Genomic DNA, 18,626 nt, shown 5'->3' on the forward strand with positions numbered 1-18,626 from the left:
AAGACATCAACCCTTTGTCGCGCCGGCGGTCAGGCCGGCAATGTAATAGTCCATCAGGAAGGCGTAGATGACCAGCGGCGGGGCAGCGCCAAGCAGCGCGCCGGTCATGATCTGACCCCAGTTGAAGACGTCGCCCTTGATCAGCGTGGTGGTGATGCCGACCGGCAGCACGAGCTGGTCGATGGATGTCGTGAACACCAGCGGATAGAGGAACTGCGCCCAGGACACGGTGAAGGCGAAGATGGTCGCTGCGATCAGGCCGGGCAGGGCAACGGGGATGAAAATCCGCGTCAGGGTCTGCAGCCAGGAGGCGCCGTCGATCAGAGCCGCCTCGTCCAGCTCCTTCGGGATGGAGGCGAAATAACCGATCATGATCCAGGTGCAGAACGGCACGGTCAGCGTCGGATAGATGAACACCAGCACGTACCACCGGTTGAGCAGGGGGATGCCGGTGAACTCCTGGACGGTCGCGAGCACCTTGAACAGCGGAATGAACAGAAGGCTGTCCGGAATGAGATAGGTCAGGAACACGCCGGTCGCGAGCGTCGCCGAGCCCCAGAACTTCATCCGCGCCAATGCAAACGCCGCCGGAATGCTGATCAACATCGTCACGATCACGACCACGATCGAGATCATCGACGAATTCCAGAAGAATCGCAGGAACTGGTTCGAGGTCAGTAGCTCGACATAATTCGAGAGGGTCGGATGAAATACCCACCACGGATTGGTGGCGGCCGAGATCTCCGCGCTGCTCTTGAGCGAGGTGATCAGCATGTAGATCGGCGGGATCAGGAAGAAGATCGCAAACAGCACCAGGAAAAAGTAGGACCAGCGCAGCGCCCAGGTGCGGTCGCGGCTCATGCTTCGAAGCTTGACCTTGCGTGTCGGTCCGGCCTTGTCGATTGCGAGCGTGCTCATCAGGCTTCGTTCCCACGTTTGTTGACATCGCGCAGGATGAAGACCGCTGCGACGGCGAGGATCGGCACCATGAACAGCGAGACGCAAGCGCCGAGCGGAATGTCGCTGCTCTGGATGCCGACCTGGAACGCCCAGGTGGCGAACAGGTGCGTCCGGTCGAGCGGACCGCCGGAGGTGAGGATGCGCACGATGTCGAAATTGGCGAAAGTGACGATCAGCGAGAACAGCGTGGTGATGGCGATGATGTTGCGCATCATCGGCAAGGTGATGTGCCAGATCTTCTGCCACCAATTGGCGCCGTCGATCGCCGCGGCTTCGTAGAGCTGGTCGGGTACGGATTTCAACGCGGCCAGGTACATGATCAGGAAGAACGGCGCGCCGTACCAGACGTTGACGAGGATGACGGAGAAACGCGCCCAGAAGGTATCACCGAGCCACGGGATGGGACCGATGCCGAAGAACGAGAGCGTATAGTTGAAGGCGCTATAGGAGGGATCGAACAGCCACAGCCATGCCAGCGTGCTCATCGCCGGCGGGATCACCCAGGGCACCAGCAGCATGCCGCGCCATTTACGTTGCTTCTTGCCGGGAATGTTGTGGACGAAATGCGCGACGATGAAGCCGATCAGCGCCTTGAAGACCACGGCGGTAATCGCAAAAATGCAGGACTGTCTCACCACCATCCAGAACGTTTCGCGCTTGAACAGGAAGGTGAAGTTGCTGAGGCCGACGAATTTTGTCATCGCCTTGTTCAGCGTCGCCAGGTAGACCGAGTAGAAGGCGGGATAAAGCACGAGCAGGGCGATCAGGAGGATCAGCGGCAGCGTCAGGAAGAACGCGACGGTCGATTTCCGTCCCATTGCGTTGCGCAGGCTCGCCCGTTTGCGCGGGCTCGCAGCTCGAGCGGGACGGCCTTGCTCAACGACGACATCGGCCATGAATTTAGCCTCTTTGCAGGACACCTAGCAGGACATCTGGAACGGCGAAGCCGGCGCAGCCGTCGGCTTCATTCGGCAAGCGGATCGAGCGAGGGGTGCCTCGGCGGCCCACGCGCGAAGCGTGAACCGCCATGGCACATACCCGGCTCAGGTCCGCATGAAGCCTTCGCACTCGCCTTCGGCCCAGGCGAGCGCGGTTTCCAACTTCTCTCCTTGTGCAAAGCGCAGCGCCATCTTGGTCAGCGTCGCCTGGAAGTAGATCTGCTGGGCGATCTTCGGCGGCGCCGGAGACGCGGCGATCGACATCGTCTGCTGCTTGTAGGGATCCGGATAGTGGAAGAGCGTGCCCTTCGGCGGCCCTTCCTCGGCCCAGGTCTTGAACTTCGTCATGTTCGCGTAGGCCGGGAGATCATACCCGCCGCTCGCCGCGACGAACTTCTCGATCGCCGCTGGCGAGGACAGGTGAACGAGCAAGCTCTTGGCCGCTTCCTTGTTCTTGCCAAAGGCCCAGACGCCCCAGAAGTATGGCAGGAAGGGCGCAAAACGGCCCTTCGGACCGGACGGGAAGCCGTGCGTCCAGCACTGTTCGGCGACTTGCGGTGCGTCGCGCTTGGCGACCGCCCAGGCGCTCGGCGGATTCAGGATCATCGCGCCGCGGCCCGAGATCAGCCATTTGTTGTTGGAGGCATCGTCCCAGGACGGCGCGTCGGTGGGCAGGACGGCGATCAGCTTTTTGTAGAATTCGAGCGCCTGCCGCACCGCGTCGGTCTTGACGGTGATATCGCCCTTGGCGTTGACGAGCTCGGCGCCGAAGGACTGGAAGATCGCGCCGGCAGTGTCGACGCTGTCGGTGGTCTCGCCGAGACCGATGCCGAAGGGGAAGCCGGCCTTGTGGCAGGCCTCGGCCGCCTTCAGGAACGTCTCCATGGTCCAGTTGTCCGCCTTCGGCGGAGCGCCGACCGGATACATCTCCTGCACGTCGATGCCGGCGTGTTTCTTCATCAGATCTATGCGGGAGCAGGGGCCTTTGATCTGGCTTCCCGGCGTCGCGGGCACTGCGAGCCATTTGCCGCCCGACCGCCCGAGATATTTGACGGTGTCGTTCACCTCACCGTTCTGCTTGATGAGCGGCTCCATGACGTCGTTGAGCGGCTCGAGATTCTCGGAATAAGCGTGCGGCCACCAGCTCGGCATCTGGAGAATATCGTGACCGGACTTGGCCTGGGCTTCGGCCGCTGCGGTCAGCTCGATCTTCTTGTTGTTGCTGGTGATGTAGTCGATCGAAACCTCGACCTTCTCCTTCTCGCCCCATTCCTTGACGAGAGCGGTCGAGGCATCGTTGGCGCCGGGCACCCAGTGGTCCCAGAAGCCGATCGAAAGTTTGCCGGCAGCGTAAGCGCCTCGGACATAGGGCGCCGCGATCAGCGCCGTGGAGGACATTGCAGTGGCAGCCACAAATTGACGTCGCGTCAGTGTCTTGCGTGACATCTCGTTTCCTCGCTTGGGTGTTTTATTGTTCTGGCGTTTCCTCTGAACTCTTCCGAGTTCTGCTTTCTTTTTGAAAGTTTCTTGTTCGACGTTTCTTATTGATGCCGTCGGCTTCGAAGGCAAATTGGTAGCGCGATCAGATCATGATTGATTGCGTCTGTCGAGAAAACCGAACGACTTGCGCCTAGAACTAACGTTGTGTCCGGGAAGGTGGCAGTGCCCTCGATGTCCTGCGCAGGCCATGAACCACGATCGGTCATTTTGCGACGCACACTTTGCGCCGACCTGCCCGGCCGATGCATGCGCAATTACACCGCAGTTTCGAATAAGCCTGCATAAGCGCCTCGGGCCAAACACTTTTCGGGCGTGGATAGCAATTGTCGGTGGCTAGACCTCGAAGCGGTGAAAACGATAGAGTTGCAACTGGCGAGTGGTTCTCACCCCCAACAGCCTAATCAGATCGAGATGGAGACCAGAATGATCAACCCGGCGCCGTCCGCGCGGCTTAACCTGCGACGATGGTTCGCGCTGGGATCCGTTTTCGTGTTGCTGCTAGGCGCAGCCGCGGTGGCAAACGCTCAAGGTCTGGTCAAAGGGGTTCAGGAAGGAGCGGCGGCCGGGAACAAGGCGGCAGGTCCGGTCGGCGGCGTGCTTGGCGGCGCGATCGGCGGTGTGGTCGGCGTTTTCACCGGCGTGCTCGGCGTTGGCAATAATGGCAATCAGGCGCCTGCAGCCAAGGATGCGAGCAAGGACGCAAGCAAGGATGCGGCCAAGGACGCCAAGCAGGGCGCCGGCAAGGACAAGGATGCCAAGAGCGCCAAGGCGGGCAAGGGCGCCAAGGCGAGCAAGGAGGCGAAGAACGCGCCGCAGGATGTCACGGTCCTGACCCAGACCGGCGCGCCGCAATTGACCGCCGACCAGATCGTCACCAACAGCGACTCCTATATCGAGCGGATCAAGACCGAACTGAACCTCACGCCCGAGCAGGAGAAGCACTGGTACGGATTCTCGAGCGCCATGCACTACCTCGGGCATAACGGTGCCGAGCGGCTCAACCTGCGGGTTGCGCGCGCCAAGCGGGATCCTCCCGACGACATCGTCGAGCAGATGCGCAACGAGGCCCAATTCCTCATCGACCGCGCTGCCGACCAGCGCAATGTCGCCGACGCCGCCGAACCCCTCTATTCGAGCCTCGATGACAAGCAGAAGCAGGTCTTCGTACAGGAGATGGTGCGGCTCAGCCACGAACGAGGACTGGATTGATCAAGTTGAATCGGATCGGGCGTGTCCGAATTAACGGCCCCCGCCACGAATTCGTGAATCCTCTTCGCGATTCGGTTATGATTAGCTTTGGAAGCTGATTGCGGGGTTGATATGGCGGACGGACTCTCCGTTTTCCTGGTCGAAGACGAGACGTTGATCCGGATGATGATGGCGGACATGGTGGAGGAACTCGGCCACCACGTCGCCGCGGAAGCGGACAATGTGCGGGACGCCAGTGCTTTCGCCATGACCGCGCAGTACGATCTTGCGATCCTCGACATCAATCTCAAGGGCGTCTACGTCGATCCGGTCGCCGACCTGATCGAGCGTCGCGGCAAGCCGTTTTTGTTCGCCACGGGCTACGGTCCGGAGCTGCTGCCGTCCTTGCTCCGACGGCGGCCGATCCTGCGCAAGCCGATTTCGATCGATCAGCTCAGGGCGATGATCGATTCGATGTTTCCGGAAGCGGCAGCTAAGACGCCGCACTGAGACCAAAACAAAAATGGCCGCCCGTCAGGGGCGGCCATTTCGCAACGGAATTCGTTGCGGTCTCACATCAGGCCGGCGCCGAGATCGATGCCGCGCGCCATCAGGCCGAACGAGGCGACTAGGCCCGTGCAGCAAAACAGCAAGATGGTCTTGAATGAAGAATCGGCCAAACGGGTTTCGATGGTGGCCGGCATCGCGGCGATCGAAATCATGCTCATGTTCATTCCCCCCTTTGTTGCCCCTGAATTGGATCAGGTAAGGGAACTCCTAGAGCAAAAAGTTTGACGCGAGCTTTCGAGGGATCGTTAACGAAATCGCAATCGATCCTGCATTTTCGGGCACTGGAGCGCAATCACTCGTTTCACTGGCGCCCGTTCTTTAGCACGGTAGCGATGGTGTGGGCCGTCATGGCGGCGCGGTCCGAAGCGCGCTGGGCGGCGAGGCGGTCACGCGCCTTTTCCTCGATCAAGAGCTCGATCAGGGCCAGCCGCTTGCCCTCGTCGTCCGCCTCGAGCAGCAGGCGGTGATAGCGGTGATAGTCGAAACCCAGATCCTGCTTACGCATGTCACGCCCCAGCAACTACGCCACACACAAGCCAGGATTGTTTCTTATCCGGGACGTGCGCGCAAGCACGATCCCGCGTCGCGCGCGCGTGCTCGTTAATCAGCTGTGAATTACTGGAACCCGCGGACGGAGGCGCGCGCCGCTTAAGGCTGGTTGTGCTCCGCGAACATCTTCAGTCCGACGAAACTCGCATCGGGTTTGGTGACCAGCCTGGTCGGGATGTTGCGCAGATAATCCTGGAAGCGTCCCTTGGCTTCGAAGCGCGCCCGGAATGCGGAGGCTGCAAGGAAGTCGGGAAAGCGCGGCACGATTCCGCCGGCGATATAGACGCCGCCGCGTGCGCCGAAAGTCACCGCGAGATTGCCCGCGACCGAGCCGAGAATGGCGCAAAACATCTCCAGCGTTTTGCGGCTGAGCTCGCAACTGCCTTCCAGGGCGGCCTTCGTGATGGCGGCAGCATCGCGATGCGGCACCTGAGCGCCGTCAATCTCGGCCAGCGCCTCGTAGAGGCTTTGCAGGCCGGAACCGGACAACGCGCCACGCTCGATGGAGACATGGCCGAGGCGTCGGCGCATGCAGGCGATGACGCGTTCCTCGCGCTCGTCCTCCGCCGGCAGGGTCGCGTGGCCGGCCTCGGTGACGACCGCCAGTCGTGCGCCATGGCGCTCGACCAGGCAGGAAACGCCAAAGCCGGTTCCGGGGCCAACCACCAGCAACGGCTCTCCGGGAAGGCCATCTTGTCCGCCGAGCGGGATCAGGTCGGCGGGCTGCAGGGCGGGCAGGGACCAGGCCACCACCTCGAAATCGTTGAGAACATGGACGCTGTCGAAGCCGAGGGCCGGCTGAAGCTCGTTGCCGTCGATGACCCAGGGGCTGTTGGTCATCACGCAGCGGTTGTTGGTCACCGGCCCCGCCACGGCCAGCACGGCCCTTGGGGGCGGCAGGCCGTGGCAGCGACGCGCGAGAACATCGGCAATGGCCTCCCGGACGGTCGGGAAGTCTGCCACTTTGACGTAGTCGATCGGTCCGGTCTGGTCGCCCTGACTGAGCGCGAAGCGCGCATTGGTGCCGCCGATATCGGCGAGAAGAATCTGTCCTGTCTTGCCGATGGTCATGTGCGTATGGCTGCCGCAGCCTTTCCGGCTGCGGGAACCGCTTCCTCCGCTCTATCCGATCGCAAGACGCGAACGGCTGTCAGAATCCGTCCCCGGGTGGATCTAGTCAACACGCATCAGTCCAAACCGTTGCATCCCGGGACCGAAGGGGGCGCATTCGCGCAGATCGCCTCACCCCCTCGGTGGTTGCGAAGCAGCGCGGGAAGATCGACACTGGCGGCGCGGCCTTCGGCGCCGGTCGCGCGGGATGGCCTGGAATGGACCTTGCGATGAAGATTTCCGACCGCGACGTGCTCCTGGTCATCGACGTGCAGAACGATTTTTGCACGGGCGGGGCGCTCGCCGTGCCCGGCGGCGAGAAGGTTGTCCCCGCCATCAATCGGATCGCCCAAAAATTCGCCAATGTGGTGCTGACCCAGGACTGGCATCCCCGCGATCATGTCTCCTTTGCCCCGAACCATACGGGCAAACAGCCGTTCGAGACCATTGCGCTTGACTACGGCGTCCAGGTGCTCTGGCCGAGCCATTGCGTGCAGGGCACGGCCGGCGCTGAATTTCATCGCGATCTCGACGCCACTCGCGCAAATCTCGTGGTGCGGAAGGGGTTTCGGCGCGGCATCGATTCCTATTCGGCGCTGTTCGAGAACGACAGGAAAACGCCGACCGGCCTGCTCGGATATTTGCGCGAACGCGAGTTGAACACCGTCTTCGTCGCCGGCCTCGCGTTCGACTTCTGCGTCCGCTTCTCGGCGGAGGATGCCCGCAAGGCGGGGTTCGAGGTCGCAGTCATCGAGGACGCCTGCCGCGGCATCGATCTCGACGGCTCGGTGGCCGCGACCCATCAGAGTTTTCGGGAGCGCGGTATTTCGCTCGTCAGCTTCGAGGCCTTCCTGTGAGGACCGTGAGATAGCCATGGCGGAGAAGACCGGCAAACAGCAGCGCGCACCGGGCCCGGTCCCGGATGACCCGCTGCTGTGGCCGTTCGCAGCAGCTCGGCTTGCCATGGACGCCTGCTTCGGATGGCTCGACCGCGGTCCGCCGGAGCAGGCCGACAGCAGTCTGCCGTGGACCACGCCCAACTCCGTCGCGCTGGAGCTTGCGACCATGCGCCTGCGCGATTGCACGCGAACGGGCTCCGGCCTCCCGGCACTGGTCTGCGCGCCCTATGCGCTGCACCGGGCCCTGATCGCCGACTTCGCGCCCGGCCACAGCGTGGTGCAGTCCCTGCAAAATGGCGGCATCGACCGGGTCTATCTCACCGACTGGCGCTCGGCCGCACCCGACATGCGCTATCTCTCGATCGACAGCTATCTCGGCGATCTCAACGTCGCCGTCGACGAGATCGGCGCCCCGGTCGATCTCGTCGGCCTGTGCCAGGGTGGCTGGCTGTCGCTGCTCTATGCGGCGCGCTTTCCCGCCAAGGTGCGGCGGCTGGTGCTGGCAGGCGCGCCCGTCGACCTCTCGATCGAGTCCAGGCTGTCGCAGCTCGCCCGCAACGCGCCGGAGATGGTCTATGACCAGCTCGTCGCCCGCGGCGGCGGCAATGTCAGCGGCGAGGAGATGCTGCGGGTCTGGTCGAAGGCGCCGAGCCGCGACGACATCGCGACGGCGCTGCAGAGCGACCTCTCCGGCGAGGAGGGTGCGGCGCTGCTGGCACGCTTCGAGCGCTGGAATGCCGAGCCTCTCAATCTGCCCGGCACCTATTATCTCGAGATCGTCAACTGGATCTTCCGGGAGAACCGGATCGCGCGCGGCCAATTCACGGCACTCGGCCGCGTGATTGATCTGAAGGACGTCAAGGCGCCGGCCTTCCTGCTGGCCGGGCTCGATGACGACGTCGTGCCGGCTGCGCAGGCGCTTGCCACCGCCGGTCTGCTCGGCACACCGCCGGCCTTCGTTGCGGCGGTCTCCGAGCCCAGCAACCATCTCGGCTTGTTCATGGGCGCGCGGACCCACGCCCATGCCTGGCCCCGGATCGCGGAGTGGCTGCGCGACGATCTGCCCGGCATGCTGGTGCGCAGAGCCTGAGACTGCCCCCAAGGGAAGGGCCGGGCGCCGGGCAGCGAAGCTGCAAATCCGTTATGCATGCCGTTGAATGGCCTGCACGGGGCGATGTCGATGGGTTAAATGGAGTCCAGAGCTGGCGGAGGCCGGTCGCGACGAGACAAAGGGACTGTGCTCGATGAGTTTCCACTCGATCTATGCCCACGGATTTGCGCGCGTGGCGGCCTGCGTCACCACCTCTCATGTGGCCGATCCCACGGCCAACGCGGCTGCGGTTCTGGCGGCGGCGAAGGACTGCCACGAACAGTCGGTGGCGGTTGCCGTGTTTCCCGAGCTGTGCCTGTCCGGCTATGCGATCGAAGATCTTGTGAAGCAGGATCCGCTGCTTGATGCGGTCGAGCGCGGGCTCGTGTCCATCGTCGAGGCCTCCTCGGCCCTGATGACCATCCTGATCGTCGGCGCGCCGCTGCGCTTTGGCAATCGCATCTACAATTGCGCGGTCGTCATCCATCGCGGCAAGGTCCTGGGCGTCGTGCCCAAGAGCTACCTGCCGACCTATCGCGAATTCTACGAGGGACGGCATTTCGCCTCCGGCGCCGGTATGGTCGGAGAGATGGTCGCCTTTGGCGGGCTGCATGCTCCGTTCGGTGTCGACCTCCTGTTCGCGGCCGAGGACGTTCCGGGCCTGACCATCGGCGTCGAGATCTGCGAGGACATGTGGATCCCGGTGACGCCGGCCTCCGAGCTCGCACTCGCGGGCGCGAGCGTGCTGATCAATCTCTCGGGCAGCCCGATCACGATCGGTCGCGCCCGCTCGCGCGCGCTCTTGTGCCAATCGACTTCGGCGCGCTGCCTCGCGGCCTACGTCTATTCCGCCGCCGGGGCCGGGGAATCGACCACGGATCTGGCCTGGGATGGCCAGACCTCGATCTACGAGAACGGCGTGCTGCTGGCCGAGGGGGAGCGGTTCCGCCAGGGCGGCCAGATCACGTTGGCCGACGTCGATCTCGACCTGCTCAGGCAGGAGCGCGCGCTGATGGGAACCTTCGACGACAACCGCCGGCAGCGCGAGGGTTTCTTCCGGAAAGTGACTTTTGCCCTGAAGCCGCCGGCCGCCGATATCGGCTTCCTGCGCAAAGTCGAGCGCTTTCCGTTCGTGCCGAGCGACGAGAGCCTGCTCGAGCAGGACTGCTATGAGGCCTACAACATTCAGGTCGCGGGCCTGGTCCAGCGTATGCGCGCGACAGGCACCAAGCGCGTCGTCATCGGCGTCTCGGGCGGGCTCGATTCCACCCACGCTTTGATCGTCGCCGCCAAGGCGGTCGATTTGCTTGGCCTGCCGCGCGAAAACATTCTCGCCTACACCATGCCGGGCTTTGCCACCGGCAGCGAGAGCAAGACCAATGCGCTGGCGCTGATGAAGGCGTTGCAGACGAGTTGGCAGGAGCTCGACATTCGCACCACGGCGACGCAAATGCTGAAGGACATCGGCCATCCCTTCGGCAAGGGCGAGAAGGTCTACGACGTCACCTTCGAGAATGTGCAGGCGGGCCTGCGCACGGACTATCTGTTCCGGCTCGCCAATCATCACGGCGGCATCGTGATTGGCACCGGCGATCTCTCCGAGCTCGCGCTGGGCTGGTGCACCTACGGCGTCGGCGACCAGATGGCGCACTATAACGTCAATGCCGGAGTGCCGAAGACGCTGATCCAGCATCTGATCCGCTGGGTGATTGCTTCCAAGCAGTTCAACGACGACGTCAACCAAACGCTTGGATCGATCCTGTCGGCGGAAATCTCGCCGGAGCTGGTTCCGGCCGAGCCGGGCGAGAAGCCGCAGAGCACGGAAGCTTCCGTCGGTCCCTACGAGCTCCAGGATTTCAACCTGTTCTACACGCTGCGGTTCGGCATGCGGCCATCCAAGATCGCGTTCATGGCGCTGCAGGCCTGGAAAGACGTTGCTCAGGGCGAATGGCCGCCGGCATTCCCGACCGATAAGCGCAAGGCCTATGACCTTCCCGAGATACGCCGCTGGCTGGAGGTGTTTCTGCGCCGCTTCTTCGCTTTCAGCCAGTTCAAGCGCTCGGCGATGCCGAACGGCCCCAAGGTTTCGGCCGGCGGCTCATTGTCGCCGCGCGGTGACTGGCGCGCGCCGTCGGATTCGAGCGCGGCGGCGTGGCTTGAAGATCTCGAACGGAATGTGCCGGTTTGAACGGGAGATGAGCGATGTCGGCCGGCGATGAGCCCGAGCAGGGCGCCAACCCACAGAAGGTCCTCAACGGCCTCTACATCTTTGAGATTGAGATGCGCGACGGCAAGCGCGGCCAGGCCAAAGGCGTCGTCGTGCTCTGCGATGGCCGCATCATGGGCGGTGACAGCTATTTCTATTACACCGGCAGCTACACCTTCCGGAACGGGAAATGGCGCGGCGACATGACCGTCAATCAGCACACCGAGGCCGTCGGCAAGCCACTCGCGTTCGGCGGCAGGGAAGTGACCTGCGGCTTTTCGGGCGACTACTCCGCCGACGGCGCCGAGGTCGAAGGCATGGCGCTGGTTGGCAAGACCAGCGTGACATTCACGGCGCGGCTCACGCTGAAGGACCCGATGTGAGACCCGCCTGAGATGTGAGACCGCGTGATCAGCCCTCGTTCCTGATCAGGAACCTTCGCACCCACAGAACGTTCGCGTCTGTTGTTGCGAATTTCCGAGGAGAGGGACCATGCGCAAGCACTTGATGTTATCGACCGCAGCTATCGGACTGATGCTTGCTTCCGGCTTCGCCTACGCCCAGGCGCCCGGTGAGCGAAGGGACGAGCCGAAACGGACCGAGGAGCCGGCGAAAGGCGCCGCACCGCAACGCGGCGGCGCCCAGGAGCATGTTCAAGAGCGGGCGCAGGGCGCCCAAGAACGATTGCAGAGCGCGGGCCGCGAGGAGAAGGGCGGCGCGGCCAAGCAGGACGCGAGTGACGATAAGCGCCCGCCGGCCAGTTCTGCCGAGCGCAACCAGCCGAAATCGAAGGATCAGGCGCAAGAATCCCGCGAGCCCTCCCGCGATCGCAACCGTGAGGCGGAGAGCCCGAAGCCGGGACGCGACAGCAAGAGCAGTGCTGAGACGAAGCAGGACAAATCCGCGCCGCAGAAATCAACGGCGGAGTCCGAGAGGTCCAAGTCAGGCACGTCTAGCCAGCAGAACGAGCGCACGGGTGCCGCAGCCAACCAGAACGAGCGCAACCAGACCCAGCCGCCGCGCAACGCGGCCGAGCAGCAGCCGCCGGCGCAGCAGAACAACCGGCCGGCCACCGCGACCGACACGAACCGGACGGCCCCGACCAACAATGCGCAGAGCGCACCTGCCAGTTCGGGCACGCAGACCAACCAAGCCAACCAGACCACGCAGACCAACACGCAAGCCAATCAGCAGGCGCAGGTGACCTCCGAGAAGCAGGTGCGGATTTCTGAAACGGTGAGCCGTGCACGCCTGGCGGAGCCGGAGCGCAATCTGAACATTTCGATCCGGGTCGGCGAGACCATTCCCTCGCGCGTGCGCCTTCACAGGCTTCCGCCCGAGATCGTCTCGATCGAGCCCGAATATCGCGACTACGAATATTTTGCGACCGGCGATGACGTCGTCATTGTGGAGCCGCGGACGCATCGCATCGTGAGCCAGGTGCCCCGCGATCCGTCGCGAGCACGTGCGCAAATGAGCGGCGGCACCTCATCGGGCATGGCTGCGGCAGGAGGGAGCGCGGCCGGGGGCAGCAATGTGAACTGCCAGATCATGCGGCGTGACGCCTCGGGCAATGTGGCCCAGGCAGAGCCCTCGACCGTAGGCTCGACCGCGCGAACCGATTCCCTGAGCGTGACTGTCCAGATGCCCGGCGGCGGCTCGTCCGCGCCGATCGCCCTCGGCGCTCCCGCGGGCAACATCGTGGTCGCGACGCAAGGGCAGGGCGACTGCACGGTGACGATCGAGCCCCAGACGCGCTAGCGCCCGTGTCGGCATAACGACGCCAAAACGACTTCGCGCCGCACGGCTGATCAAGCCGGCGGCGCGAAATCACGTTCAATCTAGAAAGTCCCGAGGTCCGGAGTGCCTAGGAGTCCGGACCTCGTAACCTTGCCCCAGCCTTTGATCCCCCCGCCCCATGTGGTCCCCCAACCCCATGTTGCGCGATCAGAGGGTGATGCCCTTGGAAGGCCGCCGATCGATGTCCCGCGATGTACGCGACATCAGAATAGGATTCCATTCCGGATCACTACGGATTTCATCGCGCTTGATCCGAGCGCAGATGCATGCGTCTGCACTCGCCGCTGCCTGAATTCGATGCACGCGATCGCGGGGATGTCCACATCTCCTCAGCGCTGCGGAACCTGCATTTCACCGGCCTGTCATTGAACTGGTCTAGCGCTGCTCCCGTCATTGTTGACGGCCGAGGAGCAAGCCATGTCGAAGCCGGTACTGGGCGCCGCATTGTCCATCAAATCGATCCCTGCGCATCGCGACTGGCTTCTCGAACGGCAGCGCGATCTCGAAATTCAGGATTTTTTTCGCGCGGACTTGCTCGACGGCGACTGGCGAAGTGCTGCTAGCGAAATCAAGCAGATGCTCTCAGGTCACACCGGCCGGCTCGGCATCCACGGACCGTTCTGGGGCTTCGCGATCGGTAGCCACGACCCGATGATCCGCCAAGTCGTGACGAAACGCCTGCTTCAGGGCCTCGAAGCCGCCGAGTTTCTCGGCGCGACGCAGATGGTGATCCATTCGCCATTCACGACCTGGGACCACAACAACCTCGACCTCTATCCAGATAATCGCGGCAATCTCGTCGAACGCGTCAAGGCGACACTCGCCGAGGTGATCGTGCGCGCCGAAACCATCGGCTGCGAGATCGTCATCGAGAACATCGAGGACAAGGATCCGCGCGATCGCGTGCGTCTCGCCAAGGCGCTCGAAAGCAGCAAGGTGCGCGTCTCCCTCGACACCGGCCACGCCAACTACGCGCACATCTCCACCGGCGCGCCGCCGGTCGACTACTATGTCGAGACCGCCGGCGACATGCTGGCGCATGTGCATCTCCAGGATACCGACGGCTTTGCTGACCGGCATTGGGCGCCGGGCGAGGGCAACATCCCGTGGATCGCCGTGTTCCGCGCGCTGGGCCGGCTGACCTCAAACCCCCGACTGATCCTCGAACTTCGCAACCACGACGACGTCCGCGCTGGCGCAGCCCATCTGGCCGCGCTCGGTCTCGCCGAATAGCCGACAAAAAAACCGGCAGGGGTTATCATCATGAGCAAGCTCACGCGCCGTACCATCCTGAAGTCCGGCAGCATTGCCGCAGGCACGCTGCTGCTGCCGCGCTTTGCGATCGGGCAGGCCGACAACCGTCCCTCGGTCACCATCGCGGTGCAGAAGGTGACGAATTCGAACGTGCTCGACGTGCTGCGCGAGCAGTCCAATGTCGGCGAGCGGGTGTTCTTCTCCTCGATCTGGGAAGGACTGATCTCCAAGAACTGGCGCGGCAGCCTTGAGGCCGTGCCGGGGCTTGCCACCGAGTGGCGCCGTATCGACGACCAGACTGTCGAGGTGAAGCTGCGCCAGGGCGTCAAATTCCACAATGGCGACGAGCTGACGGCGGAGGACGTCGTCTTCACGTTCAGCCGCGAGCGCATGTTCGGTGAGACCGAGGCCAAGAGCCGCAGCACCATCCAGGCCTTTGAGAAAATTCCGACGCCGCGGCCGGGCAAGGAACTGCCGCCGGACGTTCCGGCGGTTGCACGCCGGATCTGGCCGGATCTCGTCCGTGTCGATGCCGTCGATAAATACACCGTGCGCTTCTACAACGCGACGCCCGACGTCACGATCGAGGGTCGGCTGTCGCGCTACGGCTCAGATATCGCGAACCGCCGCGCCTGGGCTGAATCCGCGAGCTATCTCGACTGGGCGCGCAAGCCTGTTACCACCGGGCCCTACAAGGTTGTCGAACTCAAGCCCGACGTGTCGCTGACGCTGGAAGCCCACGACGAATATTGGGGCGGCCGTCCACCGCTCAAGCGCATTCGCTTCCTCGAGGTCCCGGAGGTCGCGAGCCGCATCAACGGGCTGCTGTCGGGCGAGTACCAGTTCGCCTGCGACATCCCGCCGGACCAGATCGCGGGCATCGAGAAGAACGCGACCTTCGAAGTGCAGGGCGGCACCATCCTCAATCATCGTCTGACCGTATTCGACAAGAACCACGCCCAGCTCGCCAATCCGCTTGTAAGGCGCGCCTTCACCCATGCGATCGACCGCCAGGCGATCGTCGACAGCCTGTGGGCCGGTCGCACCCGCGTCCCGAAGGGCCTGCAGTGGGAGTTCTACGGCGACATGTTCAATGCCGATTGGAACGTGCCGGCCTACGATCCCAAGCTGGCGCAGGAGCTGCTGAAGCAGGCCAACTACAAGGGCGACCCTATTCCGTATCGCCTGCTCAACAATTACTACACCAACCAGGTCGCGACCGCGCAAGTGCTGGTCGAGATGTGGAAGTCGGTCGGTCTCAACGTCCAGATCGAAACCAAGGAGAACTGGTCGCAGATCATGGAACGTGCGCCGACGCGCGCGGTCCGCGACTGGTCGAACTCGGCCGCCTTCAACGATCCCGTATCGTCGCTGGTTGCCCAGCACGGCCCCAACGGCCAGCAGCAGCAGATCGGCGAGTGGACAAATGCCGAGCTGAACACGCTCTCGGAGTTCCTGGAAACCTCGATCGATCGTGCCGCCCGCAAGAAGGCGTTCCGCCGCATGCTGGAGATCGCCGAGCGCGAAGACCCGGCCTATACGGTGCTGCACCAGAACGCGACCTTCACGGCCAAGCCGAAGTCGATCAAGTGGAAGGCGTCGCCCGCCTTCGCGATGGATTTCCGCGCCGGCAATTTCGAGGCCTGATCGGTGGCGCCGCTGATCAGCATCAAGGACCTCAGCGTCGCCTTCCACGGCGTGCCAGTCCTGCGCGGTGTCGATCTCGCCTTGCACAAGGGCGAGGCGCTTGGCCTCGTCGGCGAGTCCGGATCGGGCAAGTCGGTGACGTGGCTTGCGGCCCTCGGCCTGTTGCCGCGGAATGCCCGCGTCTCGGGCTCCGTTCGTCTCGACAGTCGCGAGATCCTCGGTGCGCCCCCCGCCGAGCTCGACCGTATCAGGGGCGGGCGCGTCGCCATGATCTTCCAGGATCCCGCGAGCGCACTCAATCCCGTGCTGACCATCCGCAAGCAGCTCTGCGAGTCCTTGGCGCTGCATCGCGATATCTCGGGTGGCGCGGTGAAAGCGGAAGCGCGGCGGCTGCTCGATCTGGTCGGCATTCCCGACGCGACGCGCAGGCTCGAAGCCTATCCGCACGAATTTTCCGGCGGCCAGGTCCAGCGCATCATGATCGCGATGGCGCTCGCCGGAAATCCAGACCTGCTGATCGCGGATGAGCCGACTACGGCGCTCGACGCCACGATTCAGGCGCAGATTTTAGAACTGCTCTCGACTATCCGCCGCGAGATGGGCATGGCGATGGTCCTGATCAGCCACGATCTCGGCGTGGTCGCGGAAAACTGCGACCGCGTGGCCGTGATGTATGCGGGCCGCATTGTCGAGGAGGCGCCGGCGAACCAGCTCTTCGCCGATCCCGTCCATCCCTATGCGCAGGGCCTGATCGGTGCGCTGCCGCCGCTCGACGGACCGAGGCGCCGCCTGACCGCCATTCCCGGAACGGTGCCCGATCCCGCGAGCATGCCTGATGGCTGTGCCTTCGCGCCGCGTTGTGCGCTGGCAGAAGCGCCGTGCGGCATTGTGGCTCCAAGCCTCGCGCCGATCGCGGAGGATCGCGCCGTGGCCTGCATCCGCGCCGAGGCTTCGCGTCGCGCACTGCTCGGGATCGCCGCCGAATGAGCCGTCCGCTCGTCGAAGTGTCCTCGATTTCGCGCAGTTATAGCATGCGCTCCGGGATGTTCGGCCGAAGTGCCGCCATTCATGCAGTCGATGGCGTGTCGCTGACGATTCCCAGGGGCGAGACGCTGGGCCTCGTCGGCGAGTCCGGCTCGGGAAAGTCGACCACCGGCCGCATCGTGCTCGGCCTCGAGCCGCCGGATCACGGCGAGGTGCGGTTCGACGACAAGCCGATGGCAACGCCCGGAACGACCGCATGGCGTGCGCAACGCGCGCACATGCAGATGATCTTCCAGGATCCGCTGGGGGCGCTGGACCGGCGGTTGCCGGTCGCCGCCCAAATCCGTGAGCCTCTGGACATTCACGGTCTCGGGACGCCCCTCGAGCGCGAGGAGCGGGTCCGCGAATTGCTGCGCGCGGTCGAACTGACACCCGCACATGGTGCGCGCTATCCGGGTGCGCTCTCCGGCGGACAGCGCCAGCGCATCGTGCTGGCGCGGGCGCTGGCGACAAAGCCGGATTTCCTGGTCTGTGACGAGCCGGTCAGCGCGCTCGACGTCTCGATCCAGGCGCAGGTGGTGAATCTGCTCGCCGATCTCCAGGCGCAGCTTGCGCTGACCTTGCTCTTCATCAGCCACGATTTGCGGGTCGTCCGGCAGATCAGCAATGTGGTGGCCGTGATGTATCTCGGCCGCATCGTCGAGATCGGCAGCGCCGATGATCTATTCGCGCGGCCGGAGCACCCGTACACGCAAGCACTGGTCTCGGCATCGCCCGCGCCGGGCCGCCGCAGCGCAGGCCGCATTGTGCTGGCAGGCGATCCGCCGAACCCGGCGGCCCGTCCTCAAGGCTGCGCCTTCCATCCGCGCTGCCCGCGCACGATCACGCGTTGTGCAAGCGAGGTACCAGCGCTGTCCAACGTCGGCGGCAACAGGCAGGTCGCCTGTCATCTCGTGACCGGGCCGCAAGTCGAGACGCGGGACGCGGCCTGATGGGACGCTATTTCGCCATTCGGATCGGACGCGCAGCGTTGACGATCGTGCTCGTCGTCACCTTCGCCTTCGTGGTGCTGCGTCTCTCGGGCGATCCCGCTTTGATGATTTTGGGACCGGAAGCGCCGCCGGAAGTCCTCGCCGCCTTCCGCAAGGCGTGGGGGCTCGATGATCCCATCTGGTTTCAGTATCTCGACTATTTTGGCGCGATCGCCAAAGGCGAGCTCGGCCGTTCCATGCGTGACGGCCGGCCTGCGATCGAGCTTGTGCTGGAGCGGATTCCGGCAACCCTGGCGCTGACGCTGCCGGCCTTCGCATTCAAGGTCGCGCTCGGCATTCCCGCCGGAATCTACGCGGCGCTGCACCGTGGCTCGGGAATCGACCGCGCGGTGATGATGACGGCGGTCGCCGGCTTCACCGTGCCGAGCTTCGTGCTGGCGCTGCTGCTCGTGCTGGTTTTTGCCGTGCAGCTCGGCTGGCTGCCCTCGGGCGGGCAGGACAGCTGGCGTCACGCCGTCCTGCCGATCGTGACACTCAACCTTGGCGGCGCCGCGGTGCTGGCGCGATTCACCCGCAGCGCCATGCTGGAGGTGCTGGGCCAGCCCTATATCCGCACCGCCTCGGCGAAGGGCGTGCCGTGGCGAAAAGTCGTGACGTCGCATGCGCTGCCGAACGCGGCGATCCCGACCGTCACCATACTGGGCTTCATGGTGGGCACGCTGATCGCGGGCGCGGTCGTGGTCGAGAGCGTGTTTTCGTGGCCGGGAGTAGGGCGCCTGCTCGTCGTCGCCGTCGCCAACCGCGACCTCGCCGTCGTGCAGTGCATCCTGTTGCTGGTGGCGATGACCATGGTCACCTCGAACCTGATCGTCGACTTCCTCTACGGCTTCCTCGACCCGCGGCTGCGCGCCAAGGGGGCGCACGCATGAAGGGAGCGCA

The 18,626-nt window shown here is 64.1% G+C and carries 18 protein-coding genes; 12 read left to right on the forward strand and 6 right to left on the reverse strand.

Annotation, left to right across the window (positions count from 1 at the left end; genetic code table 11):
- Positions 1–6: 6 nt before the first annotated feature.
- The 3 genes from ABIB90_RS09505 to ABIB90_RS09515 all read right to left on the reverse strand — a co-directional run bounded on the left by ABIB90_RS09505 (position 7) and on the right by ABIB90_RS09515 (position 3,344).
- Positions 7–918 (reverse strand): carbohydrate ABC transporter permease, encoded by a 912-nt coding sequence (locus tag ABIB90_RS09505; RefSeq protein ID WP_219684342.1) that lies wholly within the window; start codon positions 916–918, stop codon positions 7–9.
- Positions 918–1,856, reverse strand: coding sequence for a carbohydrate ABC transporter permease (locus ABIB90_RS09510; protein WP_007590928.1), 939 nt, complete (start codon positions 1,854–1,856; stop codon positions 918–920). The genes ABIB90_RS09505 and ABIB90_RS09510 overlap by 1 nt, the downstream gene beginning before the upstream one ends.
- A 147-nt stretch (positions 1,857–2,003) precedes the next feature.
- Complete coding sequence (locus ABIB90_RS09515) at positions 2,004–3,344, reverse strand: ABC transporter substrate-binding protein (RefSeq protein WP_007590930.1); 1,341 nt, start codon at positions 3,342–3,344, stop codon at positions 2,004–2,006.
- Between the two features lie 477 nt (positions 3,345–3,821).
- On the opposite strand from ABIB90_RS09515, the gene ABIB90_RS09520 reads away from it, so the two are divergent.
- Both ABIB90_RS09520 and ABIB90_RS09525 read left to right on the forward strand, forming a co-directional pair.
- On the forward strand, positions 3,822–4,607 hold the full coding sequence (locus ABIB90_RS09520; protein WP_354160786.1) for a Spy/CpxP family protein refolding chaperone: 786 nt from the start codon (positions 3,822–3,824) through the stop codon (positions 4,605–4,607).
- Between the two features lie 111 nt (positions 4,608–4,718).
- Positions 4,719–5,096 (forward strand): response regulator, encoded by a 378-nt coding sequence (locus tag ABIB90_RS09525; RefSeq protein WP_007590941.1) that lies wholly within the window; start codon positions 4,719–4,721, stop codon positions 5,094–5,096.
- A 62-nt stretch (positions 5,097–5,158) separates the two neighbouring features.
- Here the strand turns inward: ABIB90_RS09525 and ABIB90_RS09530 are convergent, their stop codons facing one another.
- From ABIB90_RS09530 to glk, 3 genes are all read right to left on the reverse strand, one after another.
- Entirely contained in the window at positions 5,159–5,314 is a 156-nt protein-coding gene (locus ABIB90_RS09530; RefSeq protein ID WP_007590942.1) for a hypothetical protein, read from the reverse strand.
- Positions 5,315–5,457: 143 nt separating this feature from the next.
- Positions 5,458–5,661, reverse strand: coding sequence for a hypothetical protein (locus ABIB90_RS09535; RefSeq protein WP_063996317.1), 204 nt, complete (start codon positions 5,659–5,661; stop codon positions 5,458–5,460).
- 143 nt (positions 5,662–5,804) lie between these two features.
- Positions 5,805–6,776: a glucokinase gene (gene glk / locus ABIB90_RS09540; RefSeq protein WP_354160783.1), complete on the reverse strand. Its 972-nt coding sequence runs from the start codon at positions 6,774–6,776 to the stop codon at positions 5,805–5,807.
- A gap of 257 nt (positions 6,777–7,033) precedes the next feature.
- Here glk and pncA point away from each other — a divergent pair, with 257 nt between their 5' ends.
- The 10 genes from pncA (at position 7,034) to ABIB90_RS09590 (ending at position 18,616) form a co-directional block, all read left to right on the forward strand.
- Positions 7,034–7,672 carry a bifunctional nicotinamidase/pyrazinamidase gene (pncA, locus tag ABIB90_RS09545; protein WP_219684337.1) on the forward strand — a complete coding sequence of 213 codons (639 nt, stop codon included), beginning with the start codon at positions 7,034–7,036 and terminating at the stop codon, positions 7,670–7,672.
- A 16-nt stretch (positions 7,673–7,688) separates the two neighbouring features.
- Positions 7,689–8,804, forward strand: coding sequence for an alpha/beta fold hydrolase (locus ABIB90_RS09550; RefSeq protein WP_354160781.1), 1,116 nt, complete (start codon positions 7,689–7,691; stop codon positions 8,802–8,804).
- A gap of 154 nt (positions 8,805–8,958) precedes the next feature.
- Positions 8,959–10,992 carry an NAD(+) synthase gene (locus ABIB90_RS09555; RefSeq protein WP_354160779.1) on the forward strand — a complete coding sequence of 678 codons (2,034 nt, stop codon included), beginning with the start codon at positions 8,959–8,961 and terminating at the stop codon, positions 10,990–10,992.
- Between the two features lie 14 nt (positions 10,993–11,006).
- A complete protein-coding gene (locus tag ABIB90_RS09560) occupies positions 11,007–11,393 on the forward strand; it encodes a GrlR family regulatory protein (RefSeq protein WP_007590950.1) in 387 nt (128 codons plus the stop codon).
- A 109-nt stretch (positions 11,394–11,502) separates the two neighbouring features.
- On the forward strand, positions 11,503–12,771 hold the full coding sequence (locus tag ABIB90_RS09565) for a DUF1236 domain-containing protein (RefSeq protein ID WP_354160777.1): 1,269 nt from the start codon (positions 11,503–11,505) through the stop codon (positions 12,769–12,771).
- Between the two features lie 456 nt (positions 12,772–13,227).
- Positions 13,228–14,043, forward strand: coding sequence for a sugar phosphate isomerase/epimerase family protein (locus tag ABIB90_RS09570; protein ID WP_007590953.1), 816 nt, complete (start codon positions 13,228–13,230; stop codon positions 14,041–14,043).
- Positions 14,044–14,073: 30 nt separating this feature from the next.
- Positions 14,074–15,711 carry an ABC transporter substrate-binding protein gene (locus ABIB90_RS09575; protein ID WP_007590955.1) on the forward strand — a complete coding sequence of 546 codons (1,638 nt, stop codon included), beginning with the start codon at positions 14,074–14,076 and terminating at the stop codon, positions 15,709–15,711.
- A 3-nt stretch (positions 15,712–15,714) separates the two neighbouring features.
- On the forward strand, positions 15,715–16,698 hold the full coding sequence (locus ABIB90_RS09580) for an ABC transporter ATP-binding protein (RefSeq protein ID WP_354160774.1): 984 nt from the start codon (positions 15,715–15,717) through the stop codon (positions 16,696–16,698).
- Entirely contained in the window at positions 16,695–17,687 is a 993-nt protein-coding gene (locus ABIB90_RS09585; protein WP_354160772.1) for an ABC transporter ATP-binding protein, read from the forward strand. The genes ABIB90_RS09580 and ABIB90_RS09585 overlap by 4 nt, the downstream gene beginning before the upstream one ends.
- Positions 17,687–18,616, forward strand: a complete 930-nt coding sequence (locus tag ABIB90_RS09590; RefSeq protein ID WP_354200660.1) for an ABC transporter permease — start codon at positions 17,687–17,689, stop codon at positions 18,614–18,616. Before ABIB90_RS09585 ends, ABIB90_RS09590 begins: the two co-directional genes overlap by 1 nt.
- Positions 18,617–18,626: the final 10 nt, after the last annotated feature.

This window comes from Bradyrhizobium sp. JR4.1 (assembly GCF_040548605.1).
Lineage (GTDB): Bacteria > Pseudomonadota > Alphaproteobacteria > Rhizobiales > Xanthobacteraceae > Bradyrhizobium > Bradyrhizobium canariense.